Here is a 12,825-nt window from a genome sequence, read left to right as displayed (position 1 = left end):
GCCCCTCGATGTTTCGCCGCAGTGACGAAGAGGTCGTGCGTGTTACGCGTCAGTGAACTGCCTGGTCAAAAGCCAAGAAGGCTTTCACGCATGAACCGGCCGCGGCGGGCCGTCCCGTCGACCTGGCATGGGGGAGCCGAGTCTTGGCTGTCCGGGACGGGCCCGGCCGCGGCCGGGGACCGGGGTCAGACCGCTTCGGCGGTCTCGGGGAGGTGGATGGCGAGCTGGTCGGTGAGGTACGTGACCTCGGCGACGTCCCCGAAGTCGCGGACGGCGGTGTCCACCGTCTTGCGGATCCGGGTGTTGACCCGCTCGGAGCGGACCTTCTTGGCGATGACCATGGCCTGCTCGGCGAGCACCGTGGACTGCTCGGGCTCACGCTGGAGCAGATGCACGGTCGCCATCCCGATGAGGTTCAGCGCGTACGACCGCTGGTGCTCGGGGTCCTTCTCGAACAGCTCCACGGCCCGCCGCATCAGCGGCTCGGACATCGAGGCGTACGTGGGGCTGCGGCCCGCGACATAGGCGAGGTCGCGGTACGAGTGGGAGTTCTCGCCGTGCAGTTCGGCCTCGGAGAAGAAGCGGATCCAGTCGGGGTCCGGCTCGTCCCAGTCGTCGGCGTCGTGGAACGTCTCCTCGGCCATGCGGACGGCCCGCTTGCACTTGCCGGGCTGCCCGATGTTCGCGTACGCGCGGGCCTCCATCGCGTAGAGCATGGCCTGGGTGCGCGGGCTGGCGCAGTCGCGGCTGCCGTACTGGGCGAGGTGGATGAGTTCGAGAGCGTCGTCCGGCCGGCCGAGGTGGATCATCTGCCGGCTCATGCTGGACAGGATGTACGAGCCGAGCGGCTTGTCGCCGGCCTCCTTCGCCGCGTGCAGGGCGAGGACGAAGTACTTCTGGGCGGTGGGCTGGAGGCCCACGTCGTAGCTCATCCAGCCCGCCAGCTCGGCCAGTTCGGCCGCGACCTTGAAGAGGCGCTTGGTGGTGGCTTCCGGCTGGGGCTCCTGGAGCAGGTCGGTCACCTCGTGCAGCTGGCCGACGACGGCCTTGCGGCGCAGGCCGCCGCCGCACTGGGCGTCCCACTGGCGGAACATGACCGTCGTGGACTCCAGGAGGTCGAGCTCCGGCTTCGACAGCCGGTTCCCCCGGCGCAGGGACGAGGGGTCGGGCTCCGCCACCGGGGTGCCGGGCGTGGGGACGAGCCAGCGCTGCATGGGCTCGATGAGCGCGGGGCCCGCGGACAGCGCGAGGGCACTGCCGAGGAAGCCGCGCCGCGCCAGCATCAGGTCACTGCGGGAGAACTCGCCGATCAGGGCCACGGTCTGCGGGCCGGTCCACGGCAGGTCGACGCCGGACGAGGAGGGCGTCTGGCGCGCGGACCGCAGTCCGAGGTCCTCGACCGCGACGACGCAGCCGAAGCGCTCGGAGAACAGCTCGGACAGGATGCGCGGGATCGGCTCGCGAGGATTCTCGCCGTCGAGCCAGCGGCGTACGCGCGAGGTGTCCGTGGAGATGTGGTTGGCGCCCAACTGGCGGGCGCGCCGGTTCACTTGGCGCGCGAGCTCGCCCTTCGACCAGCCGCTGCGCAGGAACCAAGAGCTCAGCAGCTCATTGGGGCGCTTCTCAGCGTTCGTCACGCTTCCGTCGCTGCCGCCCACTGGAACGCCCCCATCCCGAAGCCACCTCATTCGCCACCCCACTGTTGCGCGGTGCGATGTGCGTCACAAGCCCTACCAGGATGCCGCCAACCACGGCCGCCCGTCCGGTGGTTGTCACTCCTCGAACAGGGAACCGACTTGCCTCCGGCATACCCGAGAGTGTGTATACCTCCGGGGCTTGTGTACCGAAAGTAATCCTACGATCACCCCTCCAGCCATGGCGAACCCTGAAACGCCACCATTCGCCACCCCTTCGAGGGAACTGGCAGGGCGCTACACACGATTCACTTGACATAGGACGGCAGAAAGTGGGCGGAGCGGTGTACGCCGGGGCGCGCGGCACCGGGTGCACCACCCCCTAAGCGACACGAAGCCGCCCCGAGCCGGTGGCCGGTGATCCTCGCAGAAGCCGAAGCAGAAGCCAAAGTCGAAGCAGAGACAGAGACAGGGGCCGAAGCGGAAGCAGCAGCCGACGCGGAAGCCCGAGCAGCTACGGAAGTAGCTGCCGAGCAGAAGCGGAAGCAGAGGGTCACGATCCGATTCCGTCTCGTAACCACCGGTGCGCAGGACCCGTTGGAGGGGGCATGGGCTTCACGATCGGCAGCAGCCGCGGGATTCTCGACATCCGGACAGGCGTCCGCCGCCGCGGCCGCACGTCCGTCCGCTCGTCGGACTGCACTTCGGTGGCCGAGTTCACCGGGCTCTGGGGCTGGGCGGTGGTGCCGGGCGCGCGCGCTTCGGCCGGCGCCTGTTCCTGCGGCCGGGCGAACTGCTCCGCCCCCGGCGCACATCCCCTCGACAAGGCGCCGACGGTGCCCGCCGGGGCGACGCTCGACGAGGTGACCATTTCCTGGCGCCAGTTCCCCGGCGCCGCGGTGATGCTGCCCGTCGGCGCCGCGTTCGACATCCTCGACGTTCCCGAGGCGGCCGGCCGGCGCGCTCTCGTCCGCATGGAGCGCATGGGCCTGCCCGTCGGCCCGGTCACGGTCACCCCCGAGGGGCGCGCCCACTTCTTCGTCGCGCCGGGCTCCGCCGCCGAGCTCGGCTCGCTGCTCTACCGCATGGGCTGGGACGACGCCTCCCTCGACCTGCACGCGCTCGGCCCGGGCAGCTTCATCACCGCCCCGCCGTCCGACCGCGGCGGTCTCGGCCCCGTCCAGTGGCTGCGCTCCCCCGCGCTCGACGCGGCGTCCGAGCCGCCGCAGGCCCGCCTCGTCCTGGGAACCCTGGCGTACGTCGCCCATCGCTCCCCGACCGTCTGACGGCAGCCACCCACAAGAGCAGCCCGTCATACGAGAGCGCCCGCTCCCTGACCGTGTCAGGGGCGGGCGCTTCTTCGTCCTTCCTCGTATCGCCGCGGCAGCTCGACTACTCGCCGATGAGCGCGTCCACGAACGCCTCGGGCTCGAAGGGAGCCAGGTCGTCGGGGCCCTCGCCGAGGCCGATCAGCTTCACCGGCACGCCCAGCTCGCGCTGGACGGCGATGACGATGCCGCCCTTGGCGGTGCCGTCGAGCTTGGTGAGCACGATGCCGGTGATATCCACCACCTCGGCGAAGACGCGGGCCTGGACCAGGCCGTTCTGCCCGGTCGTCGCGTCGAGGACGAGGAGGATCTCGTCGAGCGGCGCGTGCTTCTCGACGACCCGCTTGACCTTGCCGAGCTCGTCCATGAGGCCGGTCTTGGTGTGCAGCCGGCCGGCGGTGTCGATGAGGACGACGTCGGCGCCCGCCTCGATGCCTTCCTTGACCGAGTCGAAGGCGATGGACGCGGGGTCGCCGCCTTCGGGGCCGCGTACGGTGCGGGCGCCGACGCGCTCGCCCCAGGTCTGCAGCTGGTCGGCGGCGGCGGCGCGGAAGGTGTCGGCGGCGCCGAGCACGACGTTCTTGCCGTCGGCGACGAGCACGCGCGCGAGCTTGCCGGTGGTGGTGGTCTTACCGGTGCCGTTGACGCCGACGACCATCACGATGCCGGGGGTGTCGAGGGGCGAGTCGGTGTTGACCGAGCGGTCGAACTCGGGGACGAGGAGCTGGAGCAGTTCCTCGCGCAGCAGTCCGCGCAGCTCGTCGGGCGTGCGGGTGCCGAGCACCTTGACGCGCTCGCGGAGCCGGTCGACGAGCTCCTGGGTGGGCTGCACGCCGACGTCGGCGGTGAGCAGGGTGTCCTCGATCTCCTCCCAGGTGTCCTCGTCGAGGTGCTCGCGCGAGAGGAGCGTGAGCAGCCCCTTGCCGAGCGCGTTCTGCGAGCGGGAGAGCCGGGTGCGCAGGCGCACGAGGCGGCCCGCGGTCGGCTCGGGGATCTCGATCTCGGGGGCGGCCGGAGCCGGGGGCTCCGCCACCGCGGTGGGCGCGGACGGTTCCTCGTCGAGCGGGAGGTCCTCGATCGTGCGGCGGGGTTCGTCGCGCGGCGTCTCGGCCTCGTCGCCGACGTGCGGTTCGGCCGGAGGGGCGGTGATGTCGGGCGTGGCGGGGGGCGGCGGGGGCAGCTGCTTCTTCCGGCGGCTGCCGATCACGAGCCCGCCGAGCGCGCCGATCACGACCACGGCGATGACTACAGCAAGGATGACGATTTCCATAACTCGTCCAGTATCAGTCATGGGCCCCCGGGACACGGTGCTTGCGCGGGCCTGTGGTTTCCTCCGAAGAACATAAGCCGCCTGAGGGAACTACTCGGACTAAAGTACGATGGAAGAGGCCGCGTCAACGCGCGTAGAGTCCATCGCGTCCCCTCCCCCACCCCCACCGGCCCCCCTTCCCCCGAGGTTCCCCGAGGTTCCCCGAGGGAAGAGCGCCGAGCGAGAGGCACGGAACCCCATCGCATGAGCAAGACCGCCGAATCCGAAGGCGCACTCGAGACCCGGGGCATCGAGCCCGTCCCCGAGGCCGAGCGCACCGCCAAGACCCGTGAGCTGTTCCCGACCTGGGTCGCGGCCAACATCAGTGTGCTGCTGCTCACGATGGGCGCGAGCCTGATCGTCAAGTACAAGCTCAATTTCTGGCAGTCGATCGTCGTGGCGATCGCCGCGCCCGTCGTGTCGTACGGCCTCGTCGGGCTGATCGGTATCGCGGGCAAGCGCGGTGGCGCGCCGGGCATGGCGCTGTCGCGGGCGGTCTTCGGGCAGCGGGGGAACCTGCTGCCGGGGTCGCTGATCTGGGTCGCCCGCTGGGGCTGGGAGACGATCAACGCGGTGACCGGCGCGTACGCCGTGCTCACGGTCCTGGACATCCTCTTCGGCGTGAAGAGCAACAAGTTCCTGGTCATCGTCACGCTGCTGCTCTTCGTCGTCGCGACGTTCGTGATCTCGGGGCTCGGGATCAACGCCGTACAGAAGTGCAACAAGTACGCGACGTACCTCTTCGGGCTCTTCTCGGTGCTCGTGCTGGTCTATCTGATCGCCAATACGCAGTGGTCCCGGGTGTTCGAGCAGCCCGCGGGCAAGATGTCGATGATGTTCGCCGGCATCGGTCTGATCGCGGCGGGCGGCGTCAGCTGGATCCCGACGTCGCCGGACTTCACGCGCTATCTGCCGCGCACGGCCTCGTCGGCGGCGATCGTGCGGAACTCCGTGGGCGGCGCCGGCATCGTCGTCCTGCCGATGGTTCTGATGGGCGCCGTCATGGCGGTCTCCACGCCGTCCCTCGCCTCGGCCGCCGACCCGGTCTCCTTCCTCGGCGAGATCCTCCCGCTCTGGCTCGCGGTCCCGTACCTCCTGATCGCCCTGATCGGGATGCTGCTGATCAACTCGATGTCGATGTACTCGGCGGGCTTCACCGCGCAGACGCTCGGATTCAAGGTCCCGCGCCACTGGGCCGTCTCGGTGAACGCCGTGATCTCGCTCGTGTTCGGCGGCATCCTGATGCTCGTCGCGACCAGTTTCATGGGCTCGTTCATCGCCTTCCTCTCGCTGCTCGCGGTGGCGTTCTCGGCCTGGGTCGGCGTCTTCGGCGCGGACATGCTGCGCCGTACGTACTACGACCCGAAGGCCCTGATCGACACCACGCGCACCAGCGCGTACTGGTACAAGGGCGGCTTCAGCCCGGCGGCCGTCGCCGCGTGGGCCGTCGGTCTGGTCGCGGGCCTGATGTTCACCACGTCCGACTGGTTCACGGGCCCGCTCGCGGCGAACAACCCGATCGGCGACTACGGCCTCGGCTGGGTCGCCACGGTCGTGATCTCGGGTCTGCTCTACGCCGCGCTGCCCAAGCCGCCGGTCGTGACGCCCGCGTCCGGCGCCGAAGAGGAGCCCGAGGCTCTGGCTGTCTGACGCTCCGTCAGCTACGGTCCCCCTTCATCCGCGACCATTCGCTCCGCCCGGTGAAGGGGGACTTCTCATGCCCGTCTCGATCGTGCGCTTCAACCTGGTGGACCCCGCCGCGACACCCGAGTCGCTGAGCGCCCGCTACAAGGCCGCCGTCGAGATGGCGGCGTACGCGGACGACCGCGGCATGTCCACCGTCCAGACCGAGGAGCACCACGGCGTCGCCAACAACTGGCTGCCCTCCCCGTTCACCTTCGCCGGAGCCGTCTTCGGCGCGACCCGGCGCATCGCCGTCACGGTCTCCGCGATCATCGGCCCGCTGCACGACCCGCTGCGCCTCGCGGAGGACATCGCCGTACTCGACCTGCTGAGCGGCGGCCGGCTCGTCACCGTGGCCGGCATCGGCTACCGGCCCGAGGAGTACGGGCAGTTCGACGTCGAGTGGAAGCGGCGCGGCAAGCTCCAGGACGAACTGCTCGAAACCCTGCTCGCGGCATGGACGGGCGAGGAGTTCGAGTACCGCGGGCGTACGGTCCGGGTCACGCCGCGCCCGTTCACCCAGCCGCACCCGCTGCTGCTGGTCGGTGGTTCCTCGAAGGCGGCGGCGCGGCGCGCGGCCCGCCTCGGCCTGCCGTTCTTCCCGAGCGCGCACCTGCCGGAGCTCGAGACGTACTACAAGGAGCAGCTCCTCGAGCACGGCACCGAGGGGTGGACGATGATGCCGGCCGCGGTGACGCCGCTGCTGCACGTCGCCGAGGACCCCGACCGGGTCTGGGCCGAGCACGGCGAGCACTTCCTGCACGAGGCGCTGACGTACGCCTCGTGGCAGTCCGGGGACATCAAGTCGGCGGTGAGGTCGGGCGCGACGACGGTCGACGAGCTGCGCGAGGAGGGCGTCTACCGGATTCTCACGCCCGACCAGTGCGTGGAGCAGGGCCTCGACAGCTACGTCCTGCACCCTCTGGCGGGCGGGATGCCTATCGACGAGGGCTGGCGCAGCCTGCACCTGTTCTGCGAGAGCGTGCTGCCCCGGCTCGACGACCAGGGGGCCTGAGCCGGGGCGGTGAGGGGGCTTTCGAGGAGATGGCGGCGCGGGTCTACCCCATCTCTTCCAGCGCCTTGCCCTTGGTCTCCTTCACGAACTTGAGCATGAAGGGGATCGAGAGGGCGGCGAAGACGGTGTAGATGATGTACGTGCCGGAGAGGTTCCAGTCGGCCAGCGACGGGAAGCTCGCGGTGATGGCCCAGTTGGCGATCCACTGCGCGGAGGCGGCCACGCCGAGCGCCGCCGCGCGGATCTTGTTCGGGAACATCTCGCCGAGGAAGACCCAGACGATGACGCCCCAGGACATCGCGAAGCACAGGACGAAGAAGTGCGCGGCGACGAGGGCGACCCAGCCCTGGGTGGCCGGCAGTTTCCCGTCCACGAGGTTGTAGGAGAACGCCCAGGCCTCCAGGCCGAGACCGATCACCATGCCCGCCGAGCCGACGAGGGCCAGCGGCTTACGGCCGACACGGTCGACCAGGACCATCGCGATCACGGTGCCGATGATGTTGATGATCGACGTGGTGAACGAGTAGAAGAACGACTGCGTCGGGTCGACGCCGACGGACTGCCACAGCGTCGACGAGTAGTAGAACGCGACGTTGATGCCGACGAACTGCTGGAAGACGGAGAGGCCGATGCCGACCCAGACGATCGGCCTGAAGTAGAGGCCGGCGTTGCCCGTACCGGAGAGCAGGTCCTTGAACGTGGACTTGTGCTCGCTCTTCATCGCGTGCTCGATCTCGGCGACGCGGGCGTCCAGGTCGATCTTCGTGCCCTCGACCTCGGCCAGGATCTCCTTCGCCCTGGCCTCCTTGCCGACCGAGATGAGGAAGCGCGGCGACTCGGGGATCGCGAAGGACAGCATCCCGTAGAGGACGGCCGGGATGACCATGACGCCGAGCATGACCTGCCAGGCCTCCAGGCCCATGAGCTTTCCACGCTGGTTGCCGTTGGCGGCTTGCAGGATGCCGTAGTTGACGAGCTGTGAGATGGCGATGCCGACGACGATCGCGGCCTGCTGGAAGGAGCCGAGCCGGCCCCGGTAGGCGGGCGGCGAGACCTCGGCGATGTAGGCCGGGCCGATGACGGAGGCCATGCCGATGCCGAAGCCGCCGATGATCCGCCAGAACGCCAGGTCCCAGAGGGCGAAGGGCAGCGCGGAGCCGACGGCGCTGATCGTGAAGAGCACGGCGGCGATCTGCATACAGCGGATACGACCGATGCGGTCGGCGATCCGGCCGGCGGTCGCGGCGCCGATGGCACAGCCGATCAGCGCGATCGCGATGACCTGGGCGAGCGTCCCGGACCCGATGTTGTACTTGTCGCGGATGGCCTCGACCGCTCCGTTGATCACGGAGCTGTCGTAACCGAAGAGGAAGCCGCCCATCGCGGCGGCGGCCGTGATGAAGATGACGTGGCCGAGGTGGTCGGGATGCGCTTGCCGGGCTGCCGGTGGCTTCGCGGTGCTGGTCACGTGTACTCCTCTGGCCAACGGCAAAGCTGCCGGCGGTGGGGAATGAGCCCTTCCAGTGGGGCACAACTTGACGCCGCGCACCACCCGAACGGAAATGCAACCTGAACGGGCGGCACACCGCCGGACCGCCTAACGGAGTCGCTGGCTGATCACCTTCGAGACGCCGTCGCCCTGCATCGACACCCCGTAGAGCGCGTCGGCGACCTCCATCGTGCGCTTCTGGTGGGTGATCACGATGAGCTGCGAGGCCTCCTGGAGCTCCTGCATGATGCGGATGAGGCGCTGGAGGTTGGTGTCGTCGAGCGCGGCCTCGACCTCGTCCATCACATAGAAGGGGCTGGGGCGCGCCTTGAAGATGGAGACGAGCAGCGCCACGGCCGTCAGCGAGCGCTCACCACCGGACAGCAGCGAGAGCCGCTTGACCTTCTTGCCCGGCGGGCGGGCCTCCACGTCGACTCCCGTGGTGAGCATGTTGTCGGGATCGGTCAGGATCAGCCGGCCGTCACCGCCGGGGAAGAGCCGGCTGAACACGCCTTCGAACTCCCGCGCAGTGTCGCGGTACGCCTCGGTGAAGACCTGCTCGACGCGCTCGTCGACCTCCTTCACCACCTGGAGGAGATCACTCCGCGTCTTCTTCAGGTCCTCCAGCTGCTCACTGAGGAACTGGTGACGCTCCTCAAGCGCGGCGAACTCCTCCAGGGCCAGCGGGTTCACCTTTCCCAGCTGCTGATACGCCCGTTCGGCTGACTTGAGCCGCTTCTCCTGCTCCGCCCGGACGAACGGCCGGGGCTGGTTACGCGGGTGCTCCGGGTCGTCGGGCAGCTCCTCCCCCTCAGCCGGGAGCGAGGGCGGTACGGGCTGCTCGGGCCCGTACTCGGCGACGAGGCCCGCCGGTTCCACGCCCAGCTCCTCCAGCGCCTTGGCCTCCAGCTGCTCGATCCGCAACCGCTTCTCGGCGCCGAGCACCTCGCCCCGGTGCACCGAGTCGGTCAGCTTGTCGAGTTCGGCCTTGAGGTCCCGGCCGCGCGCGCGTTCCGTGACGAGTTCCCGCTCCCGTTCGGCCTTGGCGCTCTCGGCGGAGGTCCGCTCCTGTTCGGCTCGTCCTACGGAGATCTCCACGTGGGCCAGGAGCTGGCGGGCGCCTGCGGCGACGGCCTCGGCGACGGCGGCCTCGTGGCGCAGCCGGGCGCGCTGCCGCTCCGCACGCGCGCGTGCCTCCCGTTCGGCGCGGGCCCCCCGGTCCAGCGAATCGGCGCGCCCGGCAAGGCCCTTGACCCGTTCTTCGTGCGTACGAGCCTGGAGCCGGGCCTCCATCTCGGTCTGCCGCGCATTGGCCCCGTCAGCGGCGAGCCGGTCGCGTACGGAGGTGTCCGGCTCCTCGTCGGCCGGCATCTCCTCGGCGACGGCGAGCCGTTCGGCCAGCTCCTCGGCATCCTGTACGGCCTGCTCCAGCGCGTCCTGCGCCTTGGCTGCCGCGGCGGCGCTGCGCTCGGCCTCGCCGGCGGCGCCCCGGGCCTGACCGGAGAGCCGGCCGAGCTGCTGGGCGACGGAGGACTTCTCCCGGTCGGCTGCCCGGCGGCGGTCCCCCAGTTCCTCCACGAGTGCGGCAGCCTCGGTGCGCCGTGCGGCCGCGGTGTGCTGCGCCTCGGCCAGCTCCTCGCAGCGCGTGCCGAGCCCGGCGAGTTCGGCGGCGGCCTCGTCGACGGAGGCCTGTACTTCGAGGAGGCTGGGGGCGCCGGCCGAGCCGCCGTGCGCGAAGTGCGCCCCGAGCAGGTCGCCTTCGGCGGTGACGGCGGTCAGCTCGGGCCGCGCGTACACCAGGTCCTCGGCGTCCTCCAGCGTGCCGACGACCACGATCCCGCGCAGCAGCCGCCGCACGGCGGGCATCAGCTCGGCGGGACCCCGCACGAGGTCGGCGGCGCGCGGCGGGCCGTCGGGCGCCGGCCCGTCGACGGCCGGGTCGGCGTCCTCCGTGGCCAGCAGCAGCGCCGCACGCCCCGCGTCCTGCTTACGCAGCAGGCGGATCGCTTCCGCGGCGGAGACGGGGGTGGTCACGGCGATGGCGTCGGCTGCGGCGCCGAAGGCCGCGGCGACGGGGACCTCGTAGCCGGGGGTGACGGAGAGCAGTTCGGCGGCGGGGCCGAGGATGCCGGTCAGCCCGTCGCGGGCGCCGAGCAGCGCGCCCGTACCGTCCTTGCGGCGCAGCCCGAGCGCGAGGGCGTCGTGCCGGGCCGAGACCGCAGCCCGCTTCCGCTCGGCGGACGTCAGCTCCTCCCGGGCCGCCGTGAGCGCGGACTCCGCCTCGGCGAGGGCGGCTCTGGCCGCGTCGTGCTGATCGCCGAGCTCCGCGTCACCGGCGTCGAGCCCGTCGACCTCCGCCTTGAGCTGTTCGTACTCCTCCTGCGCGGCGACGGCACGCTCGCGTGCCTCGTCCCGGGTGGCGGCGAGGCGGTCGATCTCGGCCTGCGCGGAAGCGGCCCGCGAACGGGCGGCGTTCACCTGCCCGTTGAGCCGGGCAAGGCCCTCGCGCCGGTCGGCGATGGCCCGCGCGGCGTCCTTGAGCCGGCGCTCCTCGGAGGCCAACTCCCGTTCCAGTTCGGCACGATGGGCCACCGTGTCGTCGAGGGCACGCTCGGCCGCTTCGAGCGCGGCCGTCAACTCGGCCTCCTGCTCACGGATCCGGGCGGCCTCGCGCTCCATGTCCTCGGGGTCGCGCCCGCGCCGTTCCTCGGCCGGGGCGGAGGTGGCGCTCTTCACGCGGGCGTCGGCCAGCGAGATCGTGCCGCGCACCCGCTCGGCGAGCTGCGACAGCTCGTACCAGGTCTGCTGGGCGCGCTGGAGCCGCGGGCTGAGCCGGCGCACCTCGGCTTCGAGCAGCGCCTCGCGCTGGAGCGCCTTCTTCAGCTCGGCCTCGGCGGCGTCCTTACGTTCCTTGAGCGCCGCCTCGTCCTCGATCTCGGCCTTGAGCGCACCCCGCATCCGTACGAGGTCGTCCGCGAGGATCCGCAGCCGGGCGTCCCGCAGGTCGGCCTGGATGACGGCGGCCCGGCGCGCGACGGCGGCCTGCCGCCCGAGCGGCTTGAGCTGCCGCCGCAGCTCGTCGGTGAGGTCCTGTACGCGGGCGAGGTTGGCCTGCATCGCGTCCAGCTTCCGCAGCGCCTTCTCCTTGCGCTTGCGGTGCTTGAGCACACCCGCCGCCTCCTCGATGAAGGCGCGGCGCCCCATCGGGTCGGCGTGCAGGACGGAGTCGAGCTGGCCCTGGCCGACGATGACGTGCATCTCGCGGCCGATGCCCGAGTCGGAAAGCAGCTCCTGGATGTCGAGCAGCCGGCACGTGTCGCCGTTGATCTGGTACTCGCTGCTGCCACCCCGGAACATGATCCGCGTGATGGTGACCTCGGCGTACTCGATGGGCAGCGCGCCGTCGGAGTTGTCGATGGTGAGGGACACCTCGGCACGGCCGAGTGGCGGGCGGCCGGTCGTGCCGGCGAAGATGACGTCTTCCATCTTGCCGCCGCGCAGCGACTTGGCACCCTGCTCGCCCATGACCCAGCTGAGCGCGTCCACGACATTGGACTTGCCGGAACCGTTGGGGCCGACGACGCAGGTGATGCCCGGCTCGAACCGCAGCGTGGTGGCCGAGGCGAACGATTTGAACCCGCGCAGGGTCAAAGCCTTGAGGTGCACGCCGCCGGACTCTACCCGCCGCGTGTGTCACGCTCCATGAACCCGCGGTTTCACCCAGGAAAGTGCAGGGCACACCAGACGTTAAAGAAATACGTCCGGGCACGGGGGATCCGAGGAGGCGCTGTACATGGCGGCGCAGGGGCCGGAAAGTCAGAAAGAAGGGACGCGGATGCGTCCCTTGCAGATCTGAGCAATCTGATCAAGCGGCGTAATGAAAAGGGCTGCCTGACCACTGGTGTCGGATGGGGTGTGGTCAGGTGAGCGCAGGCTCCGCCTGGGGTACGTCGATGCTCTCCAGGAGCGATTCGTGAGAAGCGGCAGCCGCGAGCGCGTCGTTCTCGGCCTGGATCCGAACGAGTTCGGACTCGAGGTCCTGGACGCGCTGCTGGAGCCGTCGCATCTCGGCGAGGAGTCGCGGGTCGGAACCGCCGACGTAACCGAGAAGCGCCTTTGCCATGATGGATGGTCCTCCACAATGAGTGACCGACCGAAGCGGTGTGGGTCGTGAGGGATTCGCACCCGCGGTGCCTGGCACTCGTTGTCTTGCTGCCGTTCATACATGCCAAACAGCTAAGGTGCGCGGGGCTTCCAGAGTCTCACCAAAAAGTTTGACGGTCAACACGATCACACCCCGTATTGGCGGGAGAACCCGGGGGCGCTGCGCCGGGAACTGTCCGGCGCGGCCTCACTGCGGGCCCCTG

8 protein-coding genes are annotated in these 12,825 nt (G+C 70.2%); 3 read left to right on the top strand and 5 right to left on the bottom strand.

Annotation, left to right across the window (positions count from 1 at the left end; all coding sequences use genetic code 11):
- Positions 1 to 185 precede the first annotated feature (185 nt).
- Positions 186 to 1,658, bottom strand: a complete 1,473-nt coding sequence (locus ABZ893_RS12405) for a hypothetical protein (protein WP_361400983.1) — start codon at positions 1,656 to 1,658, stop codon at positions 186 to 188.
- A gap of 584 nt (positions 1,659 to 2,242) precedes the next feature.
- Here ABZ893_RS12405 and ABZ893_RS12400 point away from each other — a divergent pair.
- Entirely contained in the window at positions 2,243 to 2,920 is a 678-nt protein-coding gene (locus tag ABZ893_RS12400) for a bifunctional DNA primase/polymerase (protein WP_361400980.1), read from the top strand.
- Positions 2,921 to 3,026: 106 nt separating this feature from the next.
- Here ABZ893_RS12400 and ftsY read toward each other — a convergent pair whose 3' ends face one another.
- A complete protein-coding gene (gene ftsY, locus ABZ893_RS12395; protein WP_361400977.1) occupies positions 3,027 to 4,232 on the bottom strand; it encodes a signal recognition particle-docking protein FtsY in 1,206 nt (401 codons plus the stop codon).
- A 243-nt stretch (positions 4,233 to 4,475) separates the two neighbouring features.
- Between ftsY and ABZ893_RS12390 the strand changes: the two genes are divergently transcribed.
- On the top strand, positions 4,476 to 5,921 hold the full coding sequence (locus ABZ893_RS12390; RefSeq protein WP_361400974.1) for a cytosine permease: 1,446 nt from the start codon (positions 4,476 to 4,478) through the stop codon (positions 5,919 to 5,921).
- A gap of 67 nt (positions 5,922 to 5,988) precedes the next feature.
- Positions 5,989 to 6,969: an LLM class flavin-dependent oxidoreductase gene (locus tag ABZ893_RS12385; protein ID WP_361400971.1), complete on the top strand. Its 981-nt coding sequence runs from the start codon at positions 5,989 to 5,991 to the stop codon at positions 6,967 to 6,969.
- A gap of 43 nt (positions 6,970 to 7,012) precedes the next feature.
- Here the strand turns inward: ABZ893_RS12385 and ABZ893_RS12380 are convergent, their stop codons facing one another.
- From ABZ893_RS12380 to ABZ893_RS12370, 3 genes are all read right to left on the bottom strand, one after another.
- Positions 7,013 to 8,437, bottom strand: a complete 1,425-nt coding sequence (locus tag ABZ893_RS12380) for a sugar porter family MFS transporter (RefSeq protein ID WP_361400968.1) — start codon at positions 8,435 to 8,437, stop codon at positions 7,013 to 7,015.
- 129 nt (positions 8,438 to 8,566) lie between these two features.
- Positions 8,567 to 12,124 (bottom strand): chromosome segregation protein SMC, encoded by a 3,558-nt coding sequence (gene smc / locus ABZ893_RS12375; protein WP_361400965.1) that lies wholly within the window; start codon positions 12,122 to 12,124, stop codon positions 8,567 to 8,569.
- Between the two features lie 253 nt (positions 12,125 to 12,377).
- Positions 12,378 to 12,581, bottom strand: a complete 204-nt coding sequence (locus ABZ893_RS12370) for a hypothetical protein (protein ID WP_098245029.1) — start codon at positions 12,579 to 12,581, stop codon at positions 12,378 to 12,380.
- Between the last annotated feature and the right edge of the window lie 244 nt (positions 12,582 to 12,825).

Source organism: Streptomyces sp. NPDC046821, assembly GCF_040645335.1.
Taxonomy (GTDB): Bacteria; Actinomycetota; Actinomycetes; order Streptomycetales; family Streptomycetaceae; genus Streptomyces.
Note: the sequence above shows the minus strand (reverse complement) of the source record. Positions and strands in the feature narration are given on the sequence as shown.